Origin of the sequence: Pseudomonas sp. R45(2017) (assembly GCF_002112305.1) — a bacterium.
Taxonomy (GTDB): Bacteria; Pseudomonadota; Gammaproteobacteria; order Pseudomonadales; family Pseudomonadaceae; genus Aquipseudomonas; species Aquipseudomonas paraglycinae.
Window position 1 is genome coordinate 104,016 of the sequence record NZ_NEHH01000008.1, and the last position, 26,210, is coordinate 130,225.

Below are 26,210 nucleotides of genomic sequence, written 5' to 3' on the forward strand. Positions count from 1 at the left end.
ATCGAACGTAGACACTGCACACCCTTTACTGCTGGAGCGGCCCTCAGCCGAAGTGATTTCGCCAGAGGAGCAGCAAGCGCTTCAACCGGATGATGTGCAGGTTCAACCGCCCGTTATCGTTTGGCGCAGTTTGATGCTTGAGCCATAAGGAAGGTTGCAGGTGATCTCGTCAGGCTGTCGCGCTCGACTCGACAAGATGAATTTGCGTGGCATTGCGTCCGGCCAGCCAGGCCAGCACGGAAGCGGCGACCAGGACAGCGGCGCTAAGCTCGAAGGTGGCTTTGTAGCCGCTCAAATCAAAGGCCAGACCGCCAATGATTGCGCCGCCGGCGATCGCCAGTTGGACGATGGCCACCAGCAAGCCGCCTCCGGCTTCCGCATCATCCGGGAGCGTCTGCGCCAGCCATGTCCACCAGCCGACCGGCGCGGCCGTGGCGACCAGCCCCCAGAGTCCGAGCAACACGGCGGTCAGCACCGGCGATTTGCCGAAGCTGACCAACGCCAGCGCGATCACCGCCATTATCAGCGGAATGGCGGTCAGCGTGCGGTAGAGGCCGCGACCCATAAACCGTTCGATCAGAAAGGTGCCGATAAAGCCTGCCAGCCCCAGACCCAGCAGCATCAAAGACAATGTTGAAACACTGACACCGGTGACCCCTTCGAGAAACGGCCGCAGGTAAGTGAACAGCATGAACTGGCCCATGAAAAAGACGCTGACGGCGACCATGCCCAAAGCCACTGGCAATTGCTTCATCAGACGCAGAACGTTGCCGCTACCTGCCTGGCGTTCGGCCTTGAAGGACGGCAGGCTGATCAGCAGCCACACGGCGGCAAGCACCGCGACCGGAACCACACAGAAGAATGCACCGCGCCAGCCGATCAACGAGCCGAGAAAGCTGCCCGCCGGAGCGGCGATGACCGTGGCCAATGCGTTACCGCCATTGACGATGGCCAGCGCACGGGAAACCTGTTCAGGCTTCACCAGGCGCATTGCGGTCGCCGCCGACAGTGACCAGAAACCACCGATCGCAATCCCGATCAGCGCACGTCCGAACATGAAGGACGGGTAGCCCGGGGCGAGCGCGACGACCGTTCCGGAGACGATCATCAACAAGGTCAGGCCCAGCAGAAGCTGCTTGCGTTCGATGCGAGCGGCGACCGAGGCGATCAACAGACTGGTGATCAATGCAAAGGCACCGGACACGGAAATCCCCTGCCCGGCCTGACCTTCGGTGATGTGCAGGTCTGCCGCAATCGGCGTCAGCAGGCTGACGGGCATGAACTCGGAAGCGACCAGAGCGAATGCGGCCAACGACATGGCCAGCACGGCGCTCCAGCCGCCCGTTCTTTTAGAAGGTTTTGTAGAAGGTAACGTCATGAAAACTACCTGTGGTGCGAAAAAACGTAGGGGTGTGATGCGCAGGGGCAAACAGTTTGTCGCCCGTCCGGGCACTGCCCCTGTAACAGATAGACACATTCTCCCGGTCAGTCCGGTGCTTCCCTAGCGCATTCCTCTTGAATGCTTGCCTGATCCTCTGGCGATGCAGGGTGATGGATAGGAAACGTCGCGCGCGCGCATTAGAGTCCGGTCAAAGGAGTGAGCCCACATGATCCCGACCCCTCAGCCCCAGGAATCACCTTTGGCACGGCACATCGACCCGCGTGTGAACGCACCGGGTGACTTCGCCACTTCGATACCCGGGCTGTCGCTGTTTCGTCGCGACCAGCCGGCGCCCCCCGTTGTGTGCATGATCGAACCCAGCCTGATTCTCGTGGGTCGCGGCGAAAAGCGCTTGTGGGTCGGCGGTGAGGGCTACAGCTATGACCCGTCGCGGTTTCTGGTCACGTCGCTGGACCTGCCCGCCAACTCCGAAGTAATGCTCGCCAGTCCCGAGCGGCCCTGTGTCGGCTTCGTGCTGAAGCTGGATGTCAGCATGCTTGCCGAGGTCATCACCAAGAGCGGCTTGCCCGCGAAACGCCAGCCATCAACGGGTACGGGCGCTGCGATTGGCAGCCTGTCGTCAGCGTTGGAGGACGCGCTCGATCGCCTGCTGGCATTGCTCGATGAACCCGAGGCGATCCCGGTCCTGGCGCCGCTGATTCTGCGAGAAATCCACTATCGGCTGCTCCACACCGACCAAGGCCCGCGACTGCGGCAGATCACTGCCGTCGACGGTCAGGGTTATCGCATCGCCAAGGCCATTGACTGGCTCAAGGTCAACTACACCGATGCCCTGCGCATCGACGATCTGGCCGCGCGGGTGCAGATGAGTGCGCCGACCTTTCACCATCATTTCCGCCAGCTCACCGGCATGAGTCCGCTGCAGTACCAGAAATGGCTGCGGCTCAACGAAGCCCGGCGGCTGATGCTGGTCGAGCGCCTGGACGTGTCGCGGGCGGCGTTTGCGGTCGGCTATGAAAGTCCTTCGCAGTTCAGCCGCGAATACGGCCGTCTGTTCGGCACCGCGCCGAGTCGTGACATGGCCCTTTTGCGCGGGCAGCCCTTCGAGGCAGAAGCGCTCGGCACAGTCGCGAATTGAACGAAAACCGGTGATTCGCCCCGCCGCGTGTCACCGCTCATAACAATGCACGTCAACCGATGATCAAGCGGGTGAACCATGGAACTACGAATCAACCAGAAGACCTATCAGGTCGATGCCGACGCCGATACGCCCTTGCTGTGGGTGATCCGCGATGATCTGGGCATGACCGGCACCAAGTACGGCTGCGGACTGGCGCAATGCGGCGCCTGCTCGGTGCTGGTGGACGGCAACGTCGTGCGCTCGTGCGTCACGCCGGTGGCGGGTGTGGTTGGCCGCGAGGTCACCACCATTGAAGCCATCGAAACCGATGACGTGGGCAAACGAGTCGTCTCGACCTGGGTCGATCTGCAGGTCGCCCAGTGCGGCTACTGCCAGTCCGGGCAGGTGATGGCTGCCACCGCGCTGCTCAAGCAGAACCCCAAACCGAGTGATGCGCAGATCGAGGCGGCGATGGTCAATCTGTGCCGCTGCGGTACTTACAACGCCATTCATGCCGCCGTGCATGAACTTGCCGGCAAGGGGGACGCGTGATGAACGTTCGTATCGACCCTTCACAACACGCTTCAGTCCTGGATCTGCAGGAACCGATCAATGTGTCGCGCAGACGTTTCCTGACCGGTACCGCCGTCGGCGCGCTGGTGCTCGGCTTCGGCCTCCCACTCGGTTCCACATGGGTGCAAGCTGCAGCGGCGACGACGGCCGAGCGCGGCACGCAGGTCCCGGCGTTTCTCGAGATCCGTCCGGACAACCGCGTGCGTCTGCTGTGCCCGTTCATGGAAGGTGGACAAGGCACGTTCACCGCCATGGCGCAGATCGTCGGTGAAGAACTGGATGCCGATCCGGCGACCTTCCTGGTCGAAGCCGCCCCGCCCGGCGAAGCCTATGTGGTGATGGAAAACGGCATGCGCATCACCGGCGGCAGTATGTCGGTGCGCATGAGTTACCCGGTCATGCGCCGCCTCGGTGCCCTTGCCCGCGCCATGCTGTTGCAGGCCGGCGCGCAGCAACTGGGCGTGCCGGTGAGCGAGTTGAGCACCGAGCCTGGCAAGGTGGTCCATCCGAAGTCGGGCCGCTCGCTGGCCTACGGTGAACTGGCCGAGCGCGCGATGGATCTGCCGGTACCCGATCCGGCCTCGGTGAAGCTGCGTGATCCGAGCCAGTTCCGCTGGATCGGCAAACCGGTGAAGCGTCTCGACGCTTACGACAAATCCACGGGCAAGGCGCTGTACAGCATCGATCTGAAAGTCGACGACATGCTGCATGCCGCCGTTCAACATGCCCCGCGCCTGGGGATGACCGTGGGCAACCTGCGCAACGAAGACCAGGTCAAGGCGATGAAAGGCGTGCATTCCGTGCACCGTCTGCCGGGCGCTGTAGCGGTGGTCGCCGAGCGCTGGTGGCACGCCAAACGTGCCGTCGAGGCGATCCAGGTCGACTGGCAAGAGCCGACGGCCGACAGCAAAGTGCGGCCGATGCCCGCTGACTTTTCCAGCGATGCCTGGTTCAAGCGCCTCGCTGAAGATAAAAGCCCCGCCAGAGATGATGAACACGAAGGCGATGTGGCTTCGATTCTCAAGGAGTCCAAGACCCGGATCGACGCCACTTACCACAACCAATACCTGAACCACGGACAGCTGGAGCCGCCTTCAGCACTGGCCCGATTCAATCCGGATGGTTCGCTTGAGGTCTGGCTGCCGAATCAGGCGCCGGACATGTTCCGCACCGATATCGCCAAACGCACCGGGCTCGATCCGTCACGCATCACCTTGCATTCGCCGCTGCTGGGCGGGTTCTTCGGTCGGCATTTCCTCTACGACTCGGCCAGTCCCTACCCTCAGGCCATCGCGCTGGCCAAAGCGGTTGGGCGCCCGGTCAAACTGATCTGGAGTCGCGAAGAAGAGTTCCTGCGTGACGTGCTTCGACCGGTGGCGGCGGTGAATTTCCGCGCCGCGCTGGACAACGACGGCTGGCCGCTGGCAATCGAAGCGATCAGTGCCACCGAAGGCCCGACCGAAGCCCTCGCCGGCAAGCAAGGTGAAAAGCTCGATCCGACCGCGCTTGAAGGCTTGTCGGGCAAGTCCTACGCGATCCCCAACAAACGCATCGCACAGATCTACGTCAAAGGCCCGGCGATGCTCGGCTACTGGCGTTCGGTGGGTAATTCGCTCAACGACTTCTTCTACGAGTCGTTCCTCGATGAACTGGCCGACAAGGGCGGCAAGGACCCGTTCGACCTGCGCCTGCATTTGCTGCGCGACAACCAACGGTTGACCACCTTGCTGCAAGCGGTGGGTGAACTGTCGGGCGGCTGGAAGCGCGGCCCGTTTACTGCCGAGGACGGCAGCCGACGTGCGCGAGGGGTGGCCATGGCTTCGCCGTTCGGTACGGAGACGGCAGTGATCGCCGAGGTGTCCATCGAGAACGGCCAGGTCAAGGTGCATGACATCTGGCAAGCGATTGACCCGGGCAGCATCGTCAACCCGGCGATTGTCGAGGCTCAGGTCAATGGCGCCGTGGCGCTGGGACTGTCGCAGACGCTGGTGGAAGAAGCCGTGTGGATTGATGGCAAACCCCGGGCGCGCAACTACGACTTGTATCCGATCCTGCCGCCTGCGCGGATGGCACGGGTCCATGTGCGCGTGGTCGAGAGCGGGGAAAAAATGGGTGGCATCGGTGAGCCGCCGTTGCCTGCCGTCGCGCCTGCTGTCGCCAATGCGGTGGCAGCGCTGACCGGTCAGCGGGTGCGCAGCCTGCCCATGAGCCGACATACTTTCACTTGATCAGCGCCGGAGCGTTCATGAATAACAGCCGATTCGCAAGAACCGCTGGCTGGCTGGCGGTGCCGTGCCTGCTCGCGGCAGGCCTTCTGGCCTGGTACGTCACCCGCGAGCCAGTCTCGCGCCTGGAGAACCATCAGATCGCCGTGGCCGACATCGACCCGGCTTTGGTCGCCCGTGGCGAATACGTCGCCAGGCTCAGCGATTGCGTAGCCTGTCACAGCGTGCCGGGCGGCGCGCCATTCGCCGGTGGGCTGGAAATGGCCACGCCGCTGGGCGCGATCCATGCGACCAATATCACCCCGGACACGGAAACCGGCATCGGCCACTACAGCTTGGCGGACTTCGACCGTGCCGTTCGCCACGGCGTGGCCCCCGACAGTCGCCGTCTGTACCCGGCGATGCCCTACCCGTCCTACGCCAAGCTCAGTGATGAAGACGTACGAGCGCTGTATGCGTTTTTCATGAAAGGCGTAGCGCCGGTCAAACAGGCGAACATCCCCAGTGCGATTCCGTTTCCGCTGAACCTGCGTTGGCCGATTGCGCTGTGGAACGGTGTATTTGTTGACGCCGAACCTTATGTGACCAAACCGACGCAGGATGAACGATGGAACCGCGGTGCTTATCTCGTGCAGGGCGCCGGGCACTGCGGCAGTTGCCACACGCCGCGCAGCCTGGCGTTCAACGAGAAGGCACTGGATGAGTCCGGCAAGCCATACCTCGCCGGCGCCCTGCTCGATGGCTGGTACGCCCCGAGCCTGCGTGATGATCACAACACCGGACTGGGCCGCTGGAGCGAGCAAGAGATCGTGCAGTTCCTCAAGACCGGTCGCAACCAGCACGCGGTGGTCTACGGCTCGATGACCGAGGCGTTCAACAACTCCACGCAGTTCATGAGCGATGACGATCTGACGGCCATTGCCCACTACCTGAAGTCGCTTCCCGGTGATCGCGAACGCGATGGTGCACCTTGGCAGTATCAAGCGGTTTCGGCAGCGCAACGTCTGGACTCGCCCGGTGCGCAGACCTACGTGACGCGCTGTGCGTCGTGCCACGGTCTGGACGGCAAGGGTCAATCGCAATGGATGCCGCCGCTGGCGGGCGCCACCTCGGCATTGGCCAAGGAAAGTGCCTCGGCAATCAACATCACTCTGAATGGTTCGCAACGAGTGGTGGCGGCCGGCGTACCGGATGCCTATCGCATGCCGGCCTTCCGTGAGCAGCTGTCGGATCAGCAGATCGCCGAGGTGCTGACTTTTATGCGCAGCACCTGGGGCAATCACGGCAACGCTGTGGATGCGAACACGGTTGGCAAACTGCGTGAGCACACCGATCCGGCCAGCAGCAGTCCGATCATCCTGCAGATGCGTTAAGACGAAATGGACGCGGTCGGGTTCGAAGCCAAGGGCAGTACGACAGAGACGATCCTCGCCACGCTGAAGCTTATTTGGGCTTACCGGGCAATACCGCCCCCAATACCTGTTTAGCCGTTTGCACGATGACACCCGCTTCGTCCGGGTCGCCCTTGAGCAGGGTAGTGGCGAATTTCTTCGCCTGTTCCAGCTTGATATGCGGAGGCAGCGGCGGCACGTTCGGGTCGGTCTTGAATTCGATGACGACCGGCACCTCCGAGGCGAACGCCTTTTCCCAGGCAGCGGCGACGTCTTCTTCCCGATCGACAAAAATGCCTTTGAGACCGATGGAGATGGCGAACAAGTGGTAAGGCACATCCGGAATACTTTGCGACGCTGTGAATTTCGGGTCGCCCTCCATCACGCGCTGCTCCCAGGTGACCTGATTCAAATCCTCGTTGTTGAACACGGCGCAGATCCACTTCGGGCTGTCCCACTGCCGCCAGTATTTGGCGACCGTTATCAGTTCGGCCATGTTGTTCATCTGCATGGCGCCATCGCCGACCAAGGCGATCACCGGCCGTTGCGGGAAAGCGAACTTCGCCGCGATCGCGTAGGGCACGGCGGCTCCCATCGAGGCCAGGCCACCGGAAAGCGAGCACTTCATGCCCTTGCGGATTTTCAGGTCACGGGCGAACCAGTTGGCGCAAGAACCGGAGTCGCTGGTGATGATGGCCTGCTCGGGTAACCGCGGGGACAACTCGTACACCACCCGTTGTGGGTTAACCGGATCGGCCTTGGCCATGGCGCGCTTCTCAAGGGTTTTATCCCAGCTCGCCCGCCAGCCTTCGATCTTTTTACGCCACTTGCGCAGCGGCTTGTGTTCGAGCAACGGTGCCAGTGCCGCGAGGGTCTCGGCTGCATCGCCAACCAGATTGACTTCCATCGGGTAGCGCAGACTTAGCATGTCGGGCTGCAAATCGATCTGGACCCCGCGCGCCTGCCCCTCCTTCGGCAGGAATTCGGCATAGGGAAACCCCGATCCGATCATCAGCAGGGTGTCGCACTCCGTCATCAGTTTGTAGCTCGGCTCTGTACCGAGCAGACCGATGCAGCCCGTGACCCAGGGCAACTCGTCCGGCAACACCGCTTTACCGAGCAGCGCCTTTGCCACTCCGGCGCCCAGTTTCTCGGCAATCGCAAACACTTGCTCGCTGGCTTGCAGCGCTCCGGCACCCACCAGAATCGCCACCTTCTCCCCTGCATTCAGCACGTCGGCGGCACGTTGCAGATCCGCGTCGTAAGGCAGCACCTTCGGCTTGCTGTAACCGATCCCGGAATGCGCGGTGCCATGGGCCCGCGCGGGGGCCTTGTACTCGATGTCCTGCAAGTCGTTCGGCAATATCAGCGCCGTCACCCGGCGTTCGCCGACCGCCGTGCGTACCGCGCGATCCAGTAGGTGCCGGACCTGCGAAGGTGCCGAAGCCTGCTGCACGAATGCTCCGGCCACGTCCTTGAACATCGAGACCAGATCCAGCTCCTGCTGATAATGGCTGCCCAGTGCCGTGCGCGCCTGCTGCCCGACAATCGCCAGCACCGGCATGTGGTCCAGCCGAGCGTCGTAAAGTCCGGTGATCAGGTGCGAGGCGCCGGGGCCGGATGTCGCGATGCACACACCCAGTTCACCAGTGAATTTGGCATGGGCGGACGCCATGAACGCCGCCATTTCCTCGTGACGCGCCTGGACGAACTCGATCTTGCCACCTGCCCGGCTCAACGCACCGAAGACGCCGTTGATACCGTCGCCGGGATAACCAAAAATTCGTGTCACACCCCATTGGCTCAGGCGCTCGACCAGAAAATCACCCACTGTCACCGTCATGTCCGACCTCATCTTTTCATTGCGTATGACATCCCGGTGCGCCGACATCCACGACACGCTCGGGAGATGTAAAGGTCTGGACAGCCCGTCGGACGGCGAAGTTTCGATTAGTTGCGCCCTTGATCCCTCCCACGCCGATACAGGCTACAGAGCGATACAAAAACTCCGCTGCACGACACATCCCGGGTACATGCCAATGCAAAAGTGTGAGCCATCGGAACCTTCACTGTCCGACATCCCCCATCACTCAGGCAGGTATTTCCATGATCAATCAACTCGACACCGTGCTGTACACCGGCAAGACCCGCACCACCGGCGGGCGCGATGGCGCATCGCGCAGTTCGGACGGCAACCTGGACATCAAGCTCTCGCCACCCGGTTCAAATGGCAGCGGCACCAATCCCGAACAGCTGTTGGCAGCCGGTTGGTCGGCCTGCTTCATCGGCGCCATGGGCAAGGCAGCCGCGGCACAGAAGATCAGGCTTCCGGCGGAGGTGGCGGTCGAAACCGAAATCGATCTGGGCAAGGCCGGCGATGCATTCTTTCTTCAGGCGCGCTTGAGTGTCAGCCTGCCGGGGCTGGAGCCTTCGGTCGCTCAGGCGCTGGTGGACGCTGCGCATCAGACCTGCCCTTACTCAAAGGCCACTCGCGGCAACATCGACGTCACCCTGCGGCTGATCTGAATCAGCCCTGTTTGATCCGACAAACCGCCCGATGCACGGCTTCGGGCGGTTCTTTTTACAGGGTTGGAGCGATGCCGTTCCTCCGGTTCAAACAACCAGAGGAGCGAAACGGTCATTCAACGATTTACGCAAACGACGTCTCGTGCTCGCTTTCGTGGACGTAAATCCACGAGATTCCCGATGGCGAATCCGGGTCGAGGCGCATCAGCGCCGAGTCGACTTTCTTCTTGGTGATCCCGTTCTTGACCAGGTCGAAAACCGTCAGGAAGCAGTCACCGGGAAGTGGCGTGATCGAGAGATTGATGATGTGTGATTCGGGGCTTCCGGCACGTTTGCCGTGCAGCCCCCAAAGGCGTTCCCAGTAGTTCTCGCGGTCCATGATCTGACCGTCCGTGAGCACCACCCGGAAATCATTCGCCAGGGCATCGTACAAAGGCTTGATCGCCTCTTCCGACTGGGAAGCCACGCCGCGCGACCACGGGAAAAAGAGGTTGTACCAGCGGTACACCTCGGCTTGCACCAGCGCTGTTTTATCGGTTGTTTCGGTGACTCGGCTGATTGCCATCTGCGTTCTCCTTAACGAGTTCAAAGGCGCGGGTTTCCGTTACGCATCGCCGGAGCGACGCTCCGCGCCTCATTCAAGATCCATCCTGAAATCAACGTCACGGGGCCAGTTCGAATTCGCTTCAATGACTTCAGAATTTCGCCTGTCATTTGGCTGACCCGGCCACAAAAGTAGACGCCAACCTGCTGGATTGCATAGGAAGCTGATAAACGGCTTTTCGGTTGGCTGTGCTGCAACGTCCGTGCTTGAGCGGTTCGGTAATGACTCAAGCCTACCGCCCTCTCCCATTGCGCAATTTCACATTTTTTTCACGAAGCGCTTTGTTGCGGTAAAAAACCCTGACACAATTATTGGCAATGATTCTCAACTACTCTTTGTTTGCTATTTAAAATCAGGAAGCCTCAATGTCGCGTCCCATCTCGCAGAGTCGTTTCACCCCGTCACGCAACCTCCTGTCCATGGCTATCTGCATGGCCGTCATGACCCCGGCGCTGGCCGATGAAACCCGCGAGGTGCAAGACGCTGCCCCACCCGCCACCCTCGAACTCGGCGCGACTGCAATCACATCCACCCAACTGGGCAGTACCACCGAAGGCTCGGAGTCGTACACCACCGGCACCATGGCCACCGCCACCAAACTGCCGCTGACCCTGCGCGAAACACCGCAAGCCGTCACTGTCATCACCCGTCAGCGCATGGACGATCAGGCGATGACCAGCATCAACGACGTGGTCAACGCCACGCCGGGGCTGTTCCTCGACTACTCCAACGGCCCCGGCCGACAGGCCTACAAAGCCCGGGGTTTCAACATCGACAACCTGATGTACGACGGCATTCCAAGCGGCTACGACGGCGTGAACGTCGGATCCCAGCCGAATCTGGCGATGTTTGATCGGGTTGAAGTCGTTCGGGGCGCGACCGGTCTGGTCACCGGTGCCGGCAACCCTTCGGCGGCGATCAACCTGGTGCGCAAACGGCCATTGGCCGAGCAGCGCGTCACCCTGACCGGCGCCGCCGGAACCTGGGACAACTATCGCGGCGAGCTCGATGCTTCGAGCCCGCTCAACGACAGCGGCACCCTGCGCGGCCGGGTGGTCACGTCCTACCACGACGCCAACAGCTTCATCGATGACGTCGACGAGCAACACAACCTGTTCTACGCCGTCACCGAAGCCGATCTGAGCGACGACACCACCCTGACCCTCGGTTTCTCGCACCAGAAGGACAGGACCAACTACTTCTGGGGCTCGTCGATGATCGGCCTCGACGGCCATCACCTTGATCTGCCGCGCTCGTATAACCCCGGCACTTCCTGGGAGGACAAGGATCAGGAAATCAACACCGTCTTCGCCGAGATCCGTCAGCAACTGGCCAACGACTGGAAGCTGCAGGTCAACGCCAACTATTCCGAGCAGAACGCGCTGTTCTCCGGCTCGTACCAGTCGCGCTGGGTCAACGACACCCTGGCCCGCACGGTTTACCAGTCCAAGGCCGATGAAAACCAGGCAGGTCTCGACGCCTTCTTCAGCGGCCCGTTCGAAGCCTTCGGACGCAGCCATGAACTGGTGGTCGGCGCCAGCAAACGCATCTACGACCTGACCACCCACAACTACTCGCCGTACGACACCAACTGGCCGATCAACGCCGGCAAGCCGGACTTCGTCCACACCAACAACACACGTGAAGTCACCACTCAGGACGGCGTGTACCTGACCACCCGCCTGAGCCTGGCCGACCCATTGAAGCTGATCCTCGGCGGGCGTCTGGACTGGTACGACTACGACAACGACAACCGCGATGGCGACGGCGATTACAAAGTCACCCGCAACGTCACCCGCTATGCCGGCCTGATCTACGAGCTGGACGACCATCATTCGGTGTACGCCAGCTACAGCGACATCTTCACCCCGCAGAGCAACAAGGGCACCTCCGGTAACCCGGTCAAGCCGATCGTGGGCAAGAACTACGAGGTCGGCATCAAGGGCGAATACCTGGGCGGCGCGCTGAATGCCAGCCTCGCCGTGTTCCGTGTCGATCAGGAAAACCGCGCGGTGCAGGTGTTCGTGCCGAACTGCCCGCAGTCTTCCTGCTATGACGCCTCCGGCGAGATCCGCAGCCAGGGTATCGACCTCGAGCTGCAAGGCGCGCTCACCGACAACTGGCAGATCGGCGGCGGCTACACCTACGCCCGCACGCACACCATCAAAGACGAGGCGAACCCGCAGAACGTCAACAAGCAGTTCGACACCGACACCCCGGAGCACCTGTTCAAGCTCACCACCCGCTATAACTTCCAGGGCCCGCTGGAAAAACTGCGTGTGGGCGGCAACATCTCCTGGCAGAGCCGCATGTACAACGACATCGAACTGCTCGATGGCGGCAACTACCGCCTCAAGCAAGGCGCTTACGCCGTGACCGACCTGATGGCCGGCTACCGGGTCAATGACAACCTCGACCTGCAACTCAACGCCAACAACATCTTCGACCGCAAGTACTACTCCACCATCGCCAACTCCGTCAGCTACGGCGGCGACAGCTATGGCACGCCGCGCAACATGATGCTGACGGCCAAGTACACCTTCTGACTTGTCCAGGCGCAGGGACGCGCCACCCCGCCAACATGCCCCCCTTCATGCCCTACATACCAAAGCGTTAATTTCAAAAACCCATGTCTGGTGGTCAGTCGTACCCCTTTGCCCAAAGATTGCCTTCGGCCAGGGCTGCAGCCTTGCGCCGCCTGTGCAACTTCTTTAACTCAATGGGTGTTCGAAATGACTGACGAGAAAAACGGAACCACCCGTCGTGGCTTGATCACGACGGGCGCCATGGCCGCAACCCTGGCGGTGGCATTGCCGGCGCTGGCGACACAGCAGACACCAGCATCCGCGTCAGGGGTCAGCAAAAGCGCGGGCAACGGCAGTGGCTCGGGAATGTTCACCGTCAAGGATGGCACGCAGATTTTCTACAAGGACTGGGGCCACGGCCAGCCGATCGTTTTCCACCACGGCTGGCCCCTTTCGAGTGATGACTGGGACACGCAAATGCTGTTCTTCCTCAACAAGGGCTTTCGCGTCATCGCCCATGATCGACGTGGTCATGGTCGCTCCTCGCAAACGGCCATGGGCAACGCAATGGACACCTACGCCGCCGACGTTGCCGAGTTGATGGCGCACCTGAACATCCGCAACGCCGTGCACATCGGCCACTCCACCGGCGGCGGTGAAGTGGCGCGCTACGTGGCGCGGCATGGTCGCGGCCGGGTGGCCAAGGCCGTGCTGATCGGCGCTGTAGCGCCCATCATGCTGCGCACCGCAAAAAATCCTGGTGGCCTGCCGATGGAGGTATTTGACGGGTTGCGCAAGGCACTCGCGCAGAATCGCAGCCAGTTTTATCGAGACTTCCCGAGCGGCCCGTTTTACGGCTTCAATCGCCCTGGCGCGAAAGTGTCTGAGGCGATCGTCGAAAACTGGTGGCGTCAGGGCATGAACGGCGGGATCAAGGCGCAGTACGACTGCATCAGCGCGTTCTCCGAAACCGACTTCACCGATGACCTGAAAAACATCGATGTGCCGACCCTGGTGCTGCACGGTGAAGATGACCAGATCGTGCCGATCACCAATTCGGCTCACCTCTCAATCAAATTGCTCAAGCACGGTACGCTGAAAACCTACCCCGGCCAGCCCCATGGCATGTGCACCACAAACGGCGACACCATCAACGCGGATCTTCTGGCGTTTATCAATGCATGAGGTTCCAGGGCCGCGCCCTCACGACAAGCCACGTACAGCCCCCTGAAAAGAAAAGCTCCGATCGAGTCGGAGCTTTTCTATTGGGCGAATCACACAGCCGTTGCAGTTATCTACCGGGCCATCATCAACGCCTGATCGACGGGCAACGCCGGGCGTAATTTTGGCACTACCTGCAACTCAATCGGCGTGCCAAAAAATGCCAGGCAACGCGAGCGCAGCCAACGCTGAGCGCAATCGTTGTGCGCAGCGGCACGCCAGACCATGGAAAGCTCCCGCGATGGCAGCAACAGAGGGGCCGGCTCGGCCCTGATGCCATTCACCGAGGCCATGGCCCTGGCCACGTAATCCGGAACGATGACCAGCATGTCGCTCTGCGCCAACAACCTTGGCAAGGCACTGAACTGCGGCACTGCCAGCACCACTTTGCGCCGACGTCCGAGCAGGTCCAGCGCGTGGTCGGTGTCGTCTTTGGCTTTGCCCATGGACGACACGATGGCATGCGGTCGCTCGCAGAACTCATCGAGCGCCAGCAGGCCCGGGCGGGTATCCGAGCGCAGGAGCATAGGCCGGATCGACCGTAGACTCTTGCGTCGAGCGTTGGCCGGCAGATCGAGCGTAGGGCTGATGCCCAGAGAAATCTCGCCATTGAACAGCCGCTGCGACATCTGCTGCTGATCGACGCGCAGCACCACCAAGGCAATATTGGGCGCCTCGCTACGAAGCTGGCGCAGCAGTCGCGGGAGCAACGCGTATTCGACATCGTCGGACAGGCCGACCTGAAAGGTCACCTCGCTGGTAGCTGGGTCGAAGGGCTGGCAACGGCTCAACGCCGCGACAACGCCATCCAGCGCCGGCGTCAGGTTGGCGAAAATTTCCTCGGCCCGCCTTGTCGGCTCCATCACCCTCCCCGCACGAACGAACAACGGATCGTCGAAAAGCACACGCAAACGCCCCAGCGCTGCACTGATGGTCGGTTGACCGAGAAACAGCTTCTCGCCGACCCGGCTGACGTTGCGCTCATGCATCAGCGTCTCGAAGACCACCAGCAGATTGATGTCGACACGACGGAGTTCATTTCTGTTCATGAAGTTCACCACCCGGCACGCGGCCATTGAAATCGACGGAGAGCTGATAAAGGTTAAGGGCGCGCCTGCCGGACGTCTGTGGTACTTGGGGACAGCGGGATCATGCGTTAGGTGAGTGTTTTGATACTTGTGTATGAACCGTTTGAAACCGATCGCTGCATCGGGCCGCGAAAAGACCGGTGCAATGGCCGTTTTATCGGGTTTTTTGTCCTAGCTGACGGCGTGCTGCGCCACTACGATGCTTAACCGTCTATCTACTCACGCCCACACCTGCGCAACGTGTCGCACGGCGCTATCGCCAGCGGGACCGTGTCTCTGGTCGGGCATCAACCCGCACGAGCAAACACCGGCCGCCCGGCCAAGGGATTCGCCACAACGTCACAACCTTTTGGGAAAAGAGCAATGAACAACAATCCCATCAGCAACAACCCCAGCGAGCCGGTGGTATTCATCGTCGACGACGATGCCGCGTTGCGCGAATCCCTCGGCAGCCTGTTGCGCTCCATTGGTCTGCGGGTGGAGCTATTCGGATCGGTCGCCGAGTTCATGACGTATCAACGTCCGGACACGCTGAGTTGCCTGGTACTCGACGTGCGCCTGCAAGGCAGCAGCGGGCTGGATTTCCAGAATGAACTGGCCACCGCCGGAATCAATGTGCCAATCGTGTTCATCACCGGACACGGCGATATCGCCATGACCGTGCGCGCGATGAAAGCCGGCGCGGTGGACTTCCTGACCAAACCGTTTCGCGAGCAGGACCTGATCGATGCCGTCTGCGCCGCACACTCGCGGGACAAGCAGCGTCGCGAGTCAGGGCGGCATGCCGATGAGCTGCGCGCCCGTCATGGGACGTTGACACCCCGGGAGCAGACGGTCATGGCGCTGGCGGCCTCAGGCTTGATGAACAAGCAGATCGCCGGGGAAATCGGCCTCAGTGAAATCACTGTGAAGATCCACCGGGGCCAGGCCATGCGCAAGATGGGCGCGCGCTCATTTGCCGACCTGGTGCGCATGGCCGAAGTCATCGCGGCGCTACCTGCACATCGGTGACCGAATGAAACCATACGGTATGGCTCAAGCCGCCGTGGCTGGCCGGCACCATCAACACTCAAGTTCCGAACAACTAACACTTGGGTATATCCGCTTCATACGCAGTCATACTGCAAATGACCCAATGCAGCAGTGCCAGCGTAGAAGTCTTCGAATAAGATCTTTATTCAAATAACCATTACTCAATACAACGATTGGTGAATGACAAACAGTCGCCAACAACCGTCATGCCTGAAAAACAACTTCAGACTTTTTAACCTCTTCATTAATACGCCTTTAATAGCGTTTGCCTGCTTCATCGAAAGAACACGACCTGCCGTCCGATAGCAAAAATCTGGAAGAATAAATGTCTATCATCAAACGTCGCGCACAACTTCTTTGTTCAGACGCCTTCGCCTGGCTTTGCGCCATAGTGGTCGGCAGCATGATCTATATCACCAACGCGTACCTCGATCTGGACGTTGCGCCGACGTTGTTCTACATCACGCTGGTATTCATGTCCGCGAACATCTTCCCGGTACCGGTATTTCTTGCCGTCGCGTTGGGTTGCCTCACGCTGCTGACGGCCGACTTCCTGGTCGATGAAGGTTATCGCGATCACCGCAGCATCGCCGGATTCGTCAGGTGCCTGATCGCGTTGACGACCATTTCCCTGCTCGCGTTGCGCAGCAAACGCGCCACGGAAACGCTGCGGCGCAAGGAAGCGTTCTTTCTGGGCGCACAGAAACTTACCCACACCGGCAGTATCGGTTTCATCATCGATAAAAAAGTCAGCGTGTCATGGTCGCAAGAGTCGTCGCGTATTTTCGAGTACTCGCCGGACGTCACCCCGACACTGGCGCTGGTCAAGTCACGCACTCATCCCGACGACCTGCCGGTTATCGATCAGGTGCTGGAACAGTTTGCGCGCCGGCAAGAGCTGGTCGAAGTCGAGCATCGGCTGCTCATGCCGGATGGTCGGATCAAGCACGTGCAGATGATCGCCAGCCCGTTGCCCAGACATCGCGGGCGCACGCAATACGCCGGGGCGCTGATGGACGTCACCGCCAGCAAACAGTCGGAAGAGGCGTTGTTTCACTCGCAGGCCACCCTCGCCCACGTCACGCGCCTGACTTCCATGGGCGAACTGGCCGCGTCGATTGCCCACGAAATCAATCAGCCGCTGGCAGCGGTCATCACCAGCGGCGAATCCTGCAAACGCTGGATCAACCGGCCCGAACCCAACCTGGAAGAAGCCCGCCGTTCGCTGGACCGGATCATTCAAAACTCGGTCAGGGTCTCCGATGTCATCGCATGTATTCGAGCGTTATCGCGACACAGCGAGGTGCAGCGCAATGTCGAAGTGTTCGACGACATCGTCAGTGACTCGCTGACGCTGATGCAACATGACATCAGCTTCCATGAGGTTCGCCCGCACGCCCGACTGGGCACTCACGGTGCGCGGATCAAAGGTGACCGGGTACAACTGCAGCAAGTCATCATCAATCTGATCATCAACGCCTGCCAGGCCATGGCCAATGTGCTTGACCGCGCCCGGACGCTGCGGATTACCACCTCGATCCTGCACAACGAGGCCGTGCTTGAAATCGCCGACTCCGGCGTCGGCATTGCCGAGGACATCCTGCCTTCGCTGTTCGACCCATTCTTCACCACCAAGCCCACCGGACTGGGAATGGGCCTCTCGATTTGCCGTTCGATCATTGAATTCCACGGCGGCCGCATCTGGGTCAACAGCACCGAGGGCGTCGGCACCCAGTTTGTGTTTGCGATTCCATTGGCTGCGCTCGAACACGATCAATGACAACCACCCACCCCTGATGTCGCCCGGTGGCGATATGGAGACCCGCATTGTCTATCCAACGTACAAACCCCGGCGCAGAACCCGAAACCCCCGTACACGAACGAACCGTCGTTTTCGTGGCATACCCGCAAATGGGCCTGCTGGATCTGACCGGCGCGCAGACCGTTTTCTGGGCGGCGACGTGCGGACTGGCGCAACTCGGTTTGCCCGGTTATGCCTTGCACACCGCGAGCCTGCAAGGCGGGCCGGTGCAGACCGGCGAAGGCCTGGTGGTTCAAACCCGGCGGCTGGATGAGCTCGGCGACGAGCCGATCAATACGTTGATCGTTCCGGGCTCGGCGTTCATCAGCCAGGCGTTGCGAGACAACGCGCCGCTGGTCGATTGGTTGCGCGCCACGTCAGCGACGGCCAACCGTACGACGTCGGTATGCAGCGGTGCTTTTTTCCTGGCTCAGGCCGGACTGCTCGATGGACTGCGCGTGGCGACACACTGGTTGATGGCTGACATGTTCGAGCGGCTGTTCCCCAGGGTCGAGCTGGATCGCGAGGCCATCTTCGTCCACCAGGCATCGGTGTGGACCTGCGCCGGCGTCAGCGCCGGGATCGATCTGGCGCTGGCGCTGGTCGAGGCCGATCACGGTCGCGAGCTGGCCATGCAGGTCGCCCGGCGCATGGTGGTGTACTACCGACGCCCGGACAACCAGAAACAGTGGAGTCCGCTGCTGCAATCACAACATTCAATCGCGCACGAGCGCTAGCCGGAGACGGTGGTCATGAACGCACCGCACAAACTCTATCTTGTCAGTCACCCGCCCTGCATTACGCGCTATGGCACGCACACCTCGTTATCAACCGCTGAACGCGTGGAGATCATCGACGCATTGACGCAGACCCTGAGCGCGACGCTGAGCATTCTGGCGCGACTCAGACACAGCCAGCAGACAATGCGCACCGTCAGCTTTTTGCCGGTGCAGACACTGTTGCACAGACTGTTGAATGCCAATACCCGTTACGCCGACTTTCTCGTCACCGGCATCACCGACCTGGGCGGCCATGCCCAGCGTGACGCGCTCTATCGCCTCAATGACGCGGCAGAGCCTTTGTGTTTCGCCGACTGCCTGAAAGGCATCGATCGCGCCCTGCGAACGCTACGGGCCGCCGACGCCTTGTTCCGCGACTGTCGCGCCAGCGCAATTGCCAACAACGACTGCGCCAGCCGACAACTCTTTGAAGCCTGTACTCGACATAACAGTTACTTTCTTTCGTTAATCAACAACCATTTATTTGCTGAACATTGATTAACTTTCGCAACTAACAAAAAAACCAACCAAACATACCCACGTATACTATTCCACAATTTTTGAAAGCGTATCTTGCAAGTATGGCGGGCGCGACAGACACCCGCAAAGAACGCAAGGTTTCCCATGTTCAACTCAGCTATTGTTTCAGTTGTCGATGATGACGAACTTGTTCTGGTTTCAATGGACAGTTTGTTGCGGTCTTGCGGTTATACGGTCAAGACATTCAACAGCGCTTTTGCGTTTCTTGAATCGAGCGCGCCAGAGCAGACCAGGTGCCTGATCTCGGACATTCAGATGCCCGGCATGTGCGGGGTCGAAATGTACGAGGCGCTGGCGGCCAGGAAGATCCATATTCCGACGATTTTCATCACCGGCAAGCCGGGCCTGCCCCCTGAATTCAGCACCCGTGTGAAGACGCCGGAAGGTTATTTCTCCAAACCCTTCCATACCGAAGCACTGCTGGCCTGCATCGAGCAGGCGCTGATGCGCGGACGTTGAGCCCCCAAAAAGAGCCGCGGCCCTGCCCGACCGATAAACCTCAAAACAAAAAAGGCCCCGCAAGTTCATCACTTGCGGGGCCTGATTTTTATCGAGCCCGGCCGAATGCAGCCGGGCCGCCGACAGCCGGTCAGTAATCCCAGAACGCTGCAATCCAGCGGAACGCATCGCCATCGACCGCCACGCGGCCCACCGACGGGAACGGCAGATGGGTGGCAACAAACCACTCGCCACTCGCCGCCGCTTCGCGCATCAGACGCATTCGAACACGCACCGACTCTTCAGGATCATGCTCGAAACCGTTGTGCCATTCCGGATGCTCGAAGGCCACCGGAAACAGTGCGTCGCCAGCAAAGGTCAGGCGTTCGCCGCCCGAGTTTACGTAGACAATGCTGTGCCCCGGCGTATGCCCGCCGGTGAGTTTCACCACCACCCCCGGCGCCACTTCGTATTCATCCTCGAAGGTGCGCACCTGGCGGCGGTAATCGTTGATGAACTGATTGGCCGTCGCGCGCAGAACGTCAGGCACTGGCGCCGGCATGACGGTCTGGGTGAAGTCCGGCGTCTCCCAGAACTCGACCTCTTTTGCCGAGACGTGAATGCGCACGTCCGCACGCAACCGGCTCTTCACTTCTTCCACCAGCAGACCGCCGACATGATCCATGTGCATGTGCGTGATCACGATATCGGTCACGCTGGCCAGATCAATGCCCGCCGCTTCCAGGCGTTTCGGCAACTGGCCGGCCCGGGGGAAGCCGGGAAACTGCCCGCCCAGCCCGGCGTCGACCAGAATGATCTGCTCGCCGCTGCGCACCACCAGCACGTTGAGTGCCCAGTCAAACGCGTCCGGCCCCAGGAACATGTCCTTGAACCAGGCGGCGCGAGCCTGCGGGTCGGCATTTGTGGACATGGTCGAGGTCGGCAGCGGCAGCACGCCGTCGCTGATCACCACCACGTCGATGTCGCCGACCTGCAGTGCGTAGCGCGATGGCACCAGCTCCTGCGCCGGAGCGAATGGCTGGCGGGTGACGGACGCCTGCCGGTCATCGGTTGCGTTGGTTTGATTGGAGTGATTCAGATACGTTGACATGGTCGCTTTCCTCTTGGCTGAGTCAAAATTTCCCGGACGAATGCTCTTGCTGGCGCAAGCGCTGAATGGCGCGCCTTGAAATCGAGTGTGCATCGCGACCACGACGTCCAACACCATACGCGGGTATAGGGCTTGAACCACATCGACCGAGTAACGCCGCTGTTGAGGTGGCAGTGGCCCATACCAATGTATATTCGCGCTCCTGCCCGCAAACACCGAAACTACGGCGCACCGGATCGCCGAAAAGCGGGCGATCATCAGGTCCCTGAGCAGTCATGAACTCTATTTTTCACCAACCCGACCCTCTCACCTGCTTGCTCGCGCAACCGCGCACGCTGGTGTTCCTGGCGTATCCGCAGATGGGCTTGCTGGACCTGACCGGCGCACAAACCGTGTTCTGGGCCGCGTCCAAGGCCATGGCCGAACGCGGCTTGCCTGGCTACGCGTTGCACACCGCAAGCCTGGACGGCGGATTGATCGCCACCGCCGAAGGGCTGTCGGTCAACACCTTGGCCCTGCGCACCTTTGACGAGACAACCATCGATACGCTGATCGTGCCCGGTGCGCCGAACATCCGTCAGGCCATGCTCGACAACGTTGCGTTGGTCGACTGGCTGCGCGCGGCATCGGCCAAGGCCAGACGCACCGCCTCGGTGTGCAGCGGCACTTTTCTGCTGGCCCAGGCCGGGCTGCTGGAAGGCTTGCGCGCAACCACCCACTGGGGGATGTGCGACATGCTCAAGGGTGGTTTTCCGAGTGTCGATGTCGACCTTGATGCGATCTACATCCAGCAAGGCAACGTCTGGACTTCCGCCGGGGTCACCACCGGAATCGACATGGCGCTGGCGCTGGTCGAGGCCGATTGCGGCCGCGCCGTGGCGTTGAAGGTGGCGCGTGAGCTGGTGGTTTTTCTCAAACGCCCTGGCGGTCAGGCGCAGTTCAGCCAGTTGCTGCAAGCGCAGATCGACGACAGAGGCTGCTTCGAAGAATTGCACCTGTGGATCAGCGAAAACCTCGGCGACCCGCACTTGAGCGTCGAATCGCTGGCCCGACAGGCGCAGATGAGCCCGCGCAATTTCGCGCGGGTCTACAAACGCAAGATCGGCCGCACGCCGGCCAAGGCACTCGAGCTGTTTCGCCTGGAAGCGGCGCGACGAATGCTCGAAGACTCTCAGCGCAACATCGACCAGATCGCGCAGTTGTGCGGGTTTGGCGACGAAGAACGCATGCGCGACACCTTCTACCGTCACCTCTCGGTCTCGCCCCGGGAATACCGCAGCCGGTTCTCGCGCTGACGCCACACAGCGCAATGGCGCCGGGCTCGCAGACGTTCAAATACTGTCGCTATACACACGTATAAGTACGCCGCCGAACCGAGCGGCGTATCGTGCGGCAATGGCGGGCGTCCTCGACGGGCTACCCGAGATCAGCCCTGGTAAAGCAATGTCCCACACCGCTGTTGTATCGGTTGTCGATGATGATGAGTCCGTGCGCATGGCGCTGGACAGCCTGTTGCGCTCGCACGGCTACACCGTGCATTTGTACCCGAACGCGGAGGCTTTTCTGGCGATGAAGGCGCCGCCCCGCCCCGGCTGCATCATCTCGGACATCCAGATGCCCGGTCTGTCCGGCATCGAGATGTACGATGAGCTGTGCGCCCGAGGCGTGCGCATCCCGATCATTTTCATCACGGGTTACCAGGGGCGTCCGCCACGGGTCAACGCCGCATTCCCCGAGCCCCTCGCCTATTTCCCTAAACCCTTCCCGTGCGGCGAACTCATCACCTGCATCGAAAGCGCATTCAATCGCGCCGTTTGACGGCCCTCTTTCCATACCTGTGTATACCCCACCCCATACCTAAGCATGTCGGCACTGACCCTATGTAGAAGTGTCTCGCCGCACCTTCCCCGATAGCATCTTCCCCAGCGAATCGAACCGGCTCTGCGGTTGTTCACAACCAGCTGCTTCGTGCAGAGCGGCAGACGGTCACGCATGAACGGACAAGCCGTTCAACGACCAGAATTTCCACAGGAGTCATCCGATGAAACAGCACATTTTAGTGATAGGCGCAGGGTTTGGTGGAGTCTGGAGCGCCCTGAGCGCCGCACGTCTGCTAGACCAGCATGATCGTAACGACGTGCAGATCACCGTCCTCGCACCCCAGGCAGAACTGCGCATCCGTCCGCGCTTCTACGAGCCGGATGTCCACAACATGAAAGCGCCGCTGGGTGAACTGTTCGATGCCGTGGGCGTGAAATTTGTCAAAGGTATCGCCGACAACATCGATACCGCCAGCAAGCAAGTGACCTACAGCGATGCCTTCGGCACACAAAGCACGCTGAGCTATGACCGGCTGGTGTTGGCCGCCGGCAGTCACGTGATTCGCCCACCGCTCAAAGGCATGATCGAACACGCCTTCGATGTCGATCAGATCGAAGAAGCCGCGCGCCTCGAAGCCCATATCAAGTCGTTGAAGGACCAGCCGTCGAGCGCAGCACGAAATACCGTGGTGGTCGCCGGTGGTGGTTTTACCGGGATCGAAACCGCCACCGAAATGCCGGCCCGCCTGCGTGCCGCACTGGGTGACGATGCGCCGATCAGGGTCATCGTGGTGGATCGCGCGCCGCAAATCGCCGCGACGCTGGGTGACGGCATTCGCCCGTCCATTGTGGAAGCGTCCCGAGAGTTGGGCATTGAATGGATAGTCGACGCCTCGGTGGCCTCGGTCGATGCCGGCGGCGTGACCCTGGCCGACGGCAAACGGATCGAGTCCAGCACCGTCGTCTGGACAGTCGGCTTCCGCGCCAGCCCGCTCACCGAACAGGTGCCGGGCAGCCGTGATCCGCAGGGTCGCCTGCATGTCGACGGCAACCTGAAAGTGCTGGGGCACGTCGATGTCTTCGCCGCCGGCGACGTCGCTTATGCCGCTACGGATGATCTCGGAAACTACGCCGCGATGTCCTGCCAGCATGCGATCAGCCTGGGCCGTTATGCCGGCAACAATGTGGCCGCTGACCTGATCGGTGTCGCGCCGATCACCTACAGCCAGCCCAAGTACGTGACCTGCCTTGACCTCGGCGCCTGGGGCGCGGTGTTCACCGAGGGCTGGGACCGTCAATTGAAACTGGTCGGGCAAGAGGCCAAAGACCTCAAGACTCAGATCAACACCGTGTGGATCTACCCGCCGGCCGCCGATCGTGCAACCGCACTGGCCGCGGCCGACCCGTTGATTCCGGTGGCCTGATCACCCGACGGTTCACACTTCCCTATCGCTGCGCATTCCCAGGCGCCCGCCACGGTTTTTTTGGCGGGCGCTTTTTTATGCAGAACTCACAAAGCGTCGGGCGGCAATAAACGGCACTCTAGCGTTGAGTCGATGGCTCCGCTGCCAGAATGTCTTCCAGAAAGTCGATGAACACATTGATACGACTGGAGCCCCGGTGATTGGGCAGATACAACGCATTGATGCAGCAGCTCGCATTACCGGGGTTGACTTCATACCCCTCCAGCAGCCGCATCAACCGACCCGCCTCAACATCAGCGCGCACCAGCCAGTCGGCCAGCAGGGCCACCCCGCGCCCCGCCACCGCCGCTTCGCGCAGGATGTCGGCATTGTTGCTTTGCAGGCGGCCATGCACATTGAGCTGGATGGTTTCCTCGTCGCCCTGGAACGTCCAGTGCTGGTGCGAACCACCGTAGTCGAAGCGCAGGCATTGATGCTCAAGCAAGTCTCGTGGATGCGCCGGCACAGCGTGACCGCTCAGGTAATCCGGACTCGCCACCACCCAGCGCTGGAAGCCGCCCACGCGTTTGCTGACGATATCGTCACTGACCACCGACGATCCCAGGCGCACCGAGACATCGACCTGCTCGCTCAGCAGATCGCTGACCTGATCGCTCAACGACACACTGATTTCAAGCCCCGGATGGCGGTCGAGCAATACTCCCAGTTGCGGCGCAATGATCTGTCGGCCGAACTCCACCGGCACGCTGATGCGCAGGCGTCCCTGCGCCTCGCTGCCCCGGTCGGCGACAACCGCGTCGGCCTCATCGATGGCATCGAGAATGGCCACCGCTTTCTCGAAATAGGTTTGGCCGGCGACCGTCACGCTGGTGTTGCGTGTGGTGCGGTTGAGCAGGCTCGCGCCCAACTCGTGTTCCAGCCCCGCCACCTGGCGCGTCACCGAAGAGGTGGAGATGCCGAGTTTGCGCGCCGCCGAGGAGTAACCACCGCAACGGACGGTTTCAACGAACATCTTCAGTGCCAGCAACTTGTCCATAAGTGGAGCCCGATCGAAAGGAAACGGTGATGATTGTGCATCACCGTTCGCCAATCGTCTTGTAGGACCGTGCTTCATCGGACTCAGCGGTGCCTGCGGTTCAGGCATCGGCCTTGCGGCTCAGGAACAGCGCCAGGGCCAGCGCCGGCAACAACGCCACGGACACGGCGGACAGGTTCCAGCCAAAATGCTCGTAGAGCGGACTGGCGACCAACGATCCCAGCGCGCCGCCGACAAAGATGCTGGTCATGTACACGGCATTCAGGCGAGCCCGGCTGTGCGGGTCGATGGCGTACACCTCGCGCTGGCCCAGCACCATGTTCAGTTGCACGGCGAAATCCAGCAGCACCGCGCAAACCACCAGCCAGATATAGCTGCTGCCCGGCAGCGCGGCGATCAGCAACGAGGCCGGCGCCAGCAACAGTGCCACGAGCGTCCCGCGCCGACCGTGCCCGGCATCGGCCAGCCGCCCGGCAATCGGCGCTGCGACCGCGCCGACGGCGCCGACCAGGGCAAATATCGCCACCTGTGCCTGACTGAAACCGTGGTGCCGCATCAACTCGATCGGTGCGAGGGTCCAGAACAGGCTGAAGCTGGCGAACAGCAAGCCCTGATACAGCGAACGCTGACGCAGAACCGCGTGCCGACGGGCCAGCGCAAACACCGAGCCAATCAGCGCAGCGTACGTCGCCTGATGGCTCGGGACGCGGCGCGGCAAGGCAATCGCCATGATCAGGGCGATGACAGCCATCAGCGCCGCTGCGCTGAAAAACACCCCGCGCCAGCCGAACACTTCCACCAGCAGACTCGACAGTGGCCGCGACAGCAGAATGCCCAGCAACAGGCCGCTCATGATGTTGCCCACCACCCGGCCACGGGTTGCCTCGGGCGCCAGATGCGCGGCCAACGGCACCAGAATCTGCACCGCCACCGAAGTCAGGCCGATCAGCAACGACAGGACCAGGAACATCGACGGCGAATGCGTCAGACCGGCGCACAACAGCGTCACGCTCGCCGCCAGGGTGAAGCCCACCACCAGCCGACGGTTTTCCATCAGGTCGGCCAGCGGCACCAGCAACAGCAGGCCCAATGCATAACCGAACTGCGTGAGTGAAACGATCAGACTGGCATTGGCACTGGACAGGCCGATCTGCGGCGCGATCAGTTCGACGATCGGCTGAGCGTAATAAAGGTTGGCCACGACCGCGCCGCAGCAGAATGCCAGGAACGCGACCATCAGGCCGGAAAGAGAAGCGGATGGTTCGGCCTTGGCCGCCGCTGCCGGATTGCCCGTAAGCATGATGACACCTCAATGAGTTGGGAAAGTGACGCCAAGGCTAGGGGCTGTGCGGGCGTTCGAGTATCCATCCCTCGGGCAATTGAGTGATGCGCCAAATGCAACGACCCTCGGCGTTGCACTTGGCGCAACGTGCTATTGCGCGGTCCAGCAATACTCGGACGTTTGCACCTTCTCTACCCTTGGGCACCAGGCGCAGGGCTTTGCATCGGCGCCCTTCCCCGGTCGTTCAAGGAGTTGTCGAAGATGCCGAATCC

Annotated in this window: 22 protein-coding genes; 15 read left to right on the plus strand and 7 right to left on the minus strand. The window is 61.2% G+C overall.

The window, feature by feature from the left end:
- Window positions 1-169 precede the first annotated feature (169 nt).
- The gene (locus CAF74_RS19250; RefSeq protein ID WP_085747370.1) at window positions 170-1,378 is read right to left on the minus strand and encodes an MFS transporter; all 1,209 of its coding nucleotides are present in this window, start codon (window positions 1,376-1,378) and stop codon (window positions 170-172) included.
- A 229-nt stretch (window positions 1,379-1,607) separates the two neighbouring features.
- Here CAF74_RS19250 and CAF74_RS19255 point away from each other — a divergent pair, with 229 nt between their 5' ends.
- The 4 genes from CAF74_RS19255 (at window position 1,608) to CAF74_RS19270 (ending at window position 6,693) form a co-directional block, all read left to right on the plus strand.
- Window positions 1,608-2,540, plus strand: coding sequence for an AraC family transcriptional regulator (locus CAF74_RS19255; RefSeq protein WP_085747371.1), 933 nt, complete (start codon window positions 1,608-1,610; stop codon window positions 2,538-2,540).
- A gap of 78 nt (window positions 2,541-2,618) precedes the next feature.
- Window positions 2,619-3,074, plus strand: coding sequence for a (2Fe-2S)-binding protein (locus tag CAF74_RS19260; RefSeq protein WP_085611777.1), 456 nt, complete (start codon window positions 2,619-2,621; stop codon window positions 3,072-3,074).
- Window positions 3,074-5,323: a molybdopterin cofactor-binding domain-containing protein gene (locus tag CAF74_RS19265; protein ID WP_085747372.1), complete on the plus strand. Its 2,250-nt coding sequence runs from the start codon at window positions 3,074-3,076 to the stop codon at window positions 5,321-5,323. Before CAF74_RS19260 ends, CAF74_RS19265 begins: the two co-directional genes overlap by 1 nt.
- A 17-nt stretch (window positions 5,324-5,340) precedes the next feature.
- Window positions 5,341-6,693, plus strand: a complete 1,353-nt coding sequence (locus CAF74_RS19270) for a cytochrome c (RefSeq protein ID WP_085747373.1) — start codon at window positions 5,341-5,343, stop codon at window positions 6,691-6,693.
- Between the two features lie 70 nt (window positions 6,694-6,763).
- Here the strand turns inward: CAF74_RS19270 and CAF74_RS19275 are convergent, their stop codons facing one another.
- The gene (locus tag CAF74_RS19275; protein ID WP_085747374.1) at window positions 6,764-8,554 is read right to left on the minus strand and encodes a thiamine pyrophosphate-requiring protein; all 1,791 of its coding nucleotides are present in this window, start codon (window positions 8,552-8,554) and stop codon (window positions 6,764-6,766) included.
- Between the two features lie 263 nt (window positions 8,555-8,817).
- Here CAF74_RS19275 and CAF74_RS19280 point away from each other — a divergent pair, with 263 nt between their 5' ends.
- The gene (locus tag CAF74_RS19280; RefSeq protein WP_085747375.1) at window positions 8,818-9,237 is read left to right on the plus strand and encodes an organic hydroperoxide resistance protein; all 420 of its coding nucleotides are present in this window, start codon (window positions 8,818-8,820) and stop codon (window positions 9,235-9,237) included.
- A 124-nt stretch (window positions 9,238-9,361) separates the two neighbouring features.
- On the opposite strand, the gene CAF74_RS19285 is transcribed toward CAF74_RS19280, so the two are convergent.
- Window positions 9,362-9,802, minus strand: coding sequence for a hypothetical protein (locus CAF74_RS19285; RefSeq protein ID WP_085747376.1), 441 nt, complete (start codon window positions 9,800-9,802; stop codon window positions 9,362-9,364).
- A 404-nt stretch (window positions 9,803-10,206) separates the two neighbouring features.
- Between CAF74_RS19285 and CAF74_RS19290 the strand changes: the two genes are divergently transcribed.
- Complete coding sequence (locus CAF74_RS19290; protein WP_085747377.1) at window positions 10,207-12,387, plus strand: TonB-dependent siderophore receptor; 2,181 nt, start codon at window positions 10,207-10,209, stop codon at window positions 12,385-12,387.
- A gap of 345 nt (window positions 12,388-12,732) precedes the next feature.
- Window positions 12,733-13,551: an alpha/beta fold hydrolase gene (locus tag CAF74_RS19295; protein WP_218189660.1), complete on the plus strand. Its 819-nt coding sequence runs from the start codon at window positions 12,733-12,735 to the stop codon at window positions 13,549-13,551.
- A 110-nt stretch (window positions 13,552-13,661) separates the two neighbouring features.
- On the opposite strand, the gene CAF74_RS19300 is transcribed toward CAF74_RS19295, so the two are convergent.
- Complete coding sequence (locus CAF74_RS19300) at window positions 13,662-14,636, minus strand: LysR family transcriptional regulator (protein WP_085747575.1); 975 nt, start codon at window positions 14,634-14,636, stop codon at window positions 13,662-13,664.
- A 402-nt stretch (window positions 14,637-15,038) separates the two neighbouring features.
- Between CAF74_RS19300 and CAF74_RS19305 the strand changes: the two genes are divergently transcribed.
- The 5 genes from CAF74_RS19305 to CAF74_RS19325 all read left to right on the plus strand — a co-directional run bounded on the left by CAF74_RS19305 (window position 15,039) and on the right by CAF74_RS19325 (window position 19,286).
- Window positions 15,039-15,686, plus strand: coding sequence for a response regulator transcription factor (locus tag CAF74_RS19305; RefSeq protein WP_011333881.1), 648 nt, complete (start codon window positions 15,039-15,041; stop codon window positions 15,684-15,686).
- A 346-nt stretch (window positions 15,687-16,032) separates the two neighbouring features.
- Window positions 16,033-17,487, plus strand: coding sequence for a sensor histidine kinase (locus CAF74_RS19310; protein ID WP_085747379.1), 1,455 nt, complete (start codon window positions 16,033-16,035; stop codon window positions 17,485-17,487).
- A gap of 116 nt (window positions 17,488-17,603) precedes the next feature.
- Entirely contained in the window at window positions 17,604-18,245 is a 642-nt protein-coding gene (locus CAF74_RS19315; protein ID WP_371857346.1) for an AraC family transcriptional regulator, read from the plus strand.
- Between the two features lie 15 nt (window positions 18,246-18,260).
- Window positions 18,261-18,785 (plus strand): hypothetical protein, encoded by a 525-nt coding sequence (locus CAF74_RS19320; RefSeq protein WP_085747381.1) that lies wholly within the window; start codon window positions 18,261-18,263, stop codon window positions 18,783-18,785.
- A 126-nt stretch (window positions 18,786-18,911) separates the two neighbouring features.
- Entirely contained in the window at window positions 18,912-19,286 is a 375-nt protein-coding gene (locus CAF74_RS19325; protein WP_085747382.1) for a response regulator transcription factor, read from the plus strand.
- A gap of 130 nt (window positions 19,287-19,416) precedes the next feature.
- Here the strand turns inward: CAF74_RS19325 and CAF74_RS19330 are convergent, their stop codons facing one another.
- Window positions 19,417-20,376: an MBL fold metallo-hydrolase gene (locus CAF74_RS19330; RefSeq protein WP_085747383.1), complete on the minus strand. Its 960-nt coding sequence runs from the start codon at window positions 20,374-20,376 to the stop codon at window positions 19,417-19,419.
- 275 nt (window positions 20,377-20,651) lie between these two features.
- Here CAF74_RS19330 and CAF74_RS19335 point away from each other — a divergent pair, with 275 nt between their 5' ends.
- The 3 genes from CAF74_RS19335 to CAF74_RS19345 all read left to right on the plus strand — a co-directional run bounded on the left by CAF74_RS19335 (window position 20,652) and on the right by CAF74_RS19345 (window position 23,620).
- On the plus strand, window positions 20,652-21,671 hold the full coding sequence (locus tag CAF74_RS19335; protein ID WP_085747384.1) for a GlxA family transcriptional regulator: 1,020 nt from the start codon (window positions 20,652-20,654) through the stop codon (window positions 21,669-21,671).
- 148 nt (window positions 21,672-21,819) lie between these two features.
- The gene (locus CAF74_RS19340; RefSeq protein WP_176240498.1) at window positions 21,820-22,194 is read left to right on the plus strand and encodes a response regulator transcription factor; all 375 of its coding nucleotides are present in this window, start codon (window positions 21,820-21,822) and stop codon (window positions 22,192-22,194) included.
- A gap of 223 nt (window positions 22,195-22,417) precedes the next feature.
- On the plus strand, window positions 22,418-23,620 hold the full coding sequence (locus tag CAF74_RS19345) for an NAD(P)/FAD-dependent oxidoreductase (protein ID WP_085747386.1): 1,203 nt from the start codon (window positions 22,418-22,420) through the stop codon (window positions 23,618-23,620).
- Between the two features lie 118 nt (window positions 23,621-23,738).
- Here CAF74_RS19345 and CAF74_RS19350 read toward each other — a convergent pair whose 3' ends face one another.
- Both CAF74_RS19350 and CAF74_RS19355 read right to left on the minus strand, forming a co-directional pair.
- Window positions 23,739-24,656: a LysR family transcriptional regulator gene (locus tag CAF74_RS19350; RefSeq protein WP_085747387.1), complete on the minus strand. Its 918-nt coding sequence runs from the start codon at window positions 24,654-24,656 to the stop codon at window positions 23,739-23,741.
- 100 nt (window positions 24,657-24,756) lie between these two features.
- Window positions 24,757-25,956, minus strand: coding sequence for an MFS transporter (locus tag CAF74_RS19355; protein ID WP_085747388.1), 1,200 nt, complete (start codon window positions 25,954-25,956; stop codon window positions 24,757-24,759).
- Window positions 25,957-26,210 lie beyond the last annotated feature (254 nt).

What these genes read in the sequence shown, in the direction of transcription:
- CAF74_RS19250 (WP_085747370.1), bottom strand. Translation starts at nt 1,378, where the DNA reads ATGACGTTACCTTCTACAAAACCTTCTAAAAGAACGGGCGGCTGGAGC.
- CAF74_RS19255 (WP_085747371.1), top strand. Translation starts at nt 1,608, where the DNA reads ATGATCCCGACCCCTCAGCCCCAGGAATCACCTTTGGCACGGCACATC.
- CAF74_RS19260 (WP_085611777.1), top strand. Translation starts at nt 2,619, where the DNA reads ATGGAACTACGAATCAACCAGAAGACCTATCAGGTCGATGCCGACGCC.
- CAF74_RS19265 (WP_085747372.1), top strand. Translation starts at nt 3,074, where the DNA reads ATGAACGTTCGTATCGACCCTTCACAACACGCTTCAGTCCTGGATCTG.
- CAF74_RS19270 (WP_085747373.1), top strand. Translation starts at nt 5,341, where the DNA reads ATGAATAACAGCCGATTCGCAAGAACCGCTGGCTGGCTGGCGGTGCCG.
- CAF74_RS19275 (WP_085747374.1), bottom strand. Translation starts at nt 8,554, where the DNA reads ATGACGGTGACAGTGGGTGATTTTCTGGTCGAGCGCCTGAGCCAATGG.
- CAF74_RS19280 (WP_085747375.1), top strand. Translation starts at nt 8,818, where the DNA reads ATGATCAATCAACTCGACACCGTGCTGTACACCGGCAAGACCCGCACC.
- CAF74_RS19285 (WP_085747376.1), bottom strand. Translation starts at nt 9,802, where the DNA reads ATGGCAATCAGCCGAGTCACCGAAACAACCGATAAAACAGCGCTGGTG.
- CAF74_RS19290 (WP_085747377.1), top strand. Translation starts at nt 10,207, where the DNA reads ATGTCGCGTCCCATCTCGCAGAGTCGTTTCACCCCGTCACGCAACCTC.
- CAF74_RS19295 (WP_218189660.1), top strand. Translation starts at nt 12,733, where the DNA reads ATGTTCACCGTCAAGGATGGCACGCAGATTTTCTACAAGGACTGGGGC.
- CAF74_RS19300 (WP_085747575.1), bottom strand. Translation starts at nt 14,636, where the DNA reads ATGAACAGAAATGAACTCCGTCGTGTCGACATCAATCTGCTGGTGGTC.
- CAF74_RS19305 (WP_011333881.1), top strand. Translation starts at nt 15,039, where the DNA reads ATGAACAACAATCCCATCAGCAACAACCCCAGCGAGCCGGTGGTATTC.
- CAF74_RS19310 (WP_085747379.1), top strand. Translation starts at nt 16,033, where the DNA reads ATGTCTATCATCAAACGTCGCGCACAACTTCTTTGTTCAGACGCCTTC.
- CAF74_RS19320 (WP_085747381.1), top strand. Translation starts at nt 18,261, where the DNA reads ATGAACGCACCGCACAAACTCTATCTTGTCAGTCACCCGCCCTGCATT.
- CAF74_RS19325 (WP_085747382.1), top strand. Translation starts at nt 18,912, where the DNA reads ATGTTCAACTCAGCTATTGTTTCAGTTGTCGATGATGACGAACTTGTT.
- CAF74_RS19330 (WP_085747383.1), bottom strand. Translation starts at nt 20,376, where the DNA reads ATGTCAACGTATCTGAATCACTCCAATCAAACCAACGCAACCGATGAC.
- CAF74_RS19335 (WP_085747384.1), top strand. Translation starts at nt 20,652, where the DNA reads ATGAACTCTATTTTTCACCAACCCGACCCTCTCACCTGCTTGCTCGCG.
- CAF74_RS19340 (WP_176240498.1), top strand. Translation starts at nt 21,820, where the DNA reads ATGTCCCACACCGCTGTTGTATCGGTTGTCGATGATGATGAGTCCGTG.
- CAF74_RS19345 (WP_085747386.1), top strand. Translation starts at nt 22,418, where the DNA reads ATGAAACAGCACATTTTAGTGATAGGCGCAGGGTTTGGTGGAGTCTGG.
- CAF74_RS19350 (WP_085747387.1), bottom strand. Translation starts at nt 24,656, where the DNA reads ATGGACAAGTTGCTGGCACTGAAGATGTTCGTTGAAACCGTCCGTTGC.
- CAF74_RS19355 (WP_085747388.1), bottom strand. Translation starts at nt 25,956, where the DNA reads ATGCTTACGGGCAATCCGGCAGCGGCGGCCAAGGCCGAACCATCCGCT.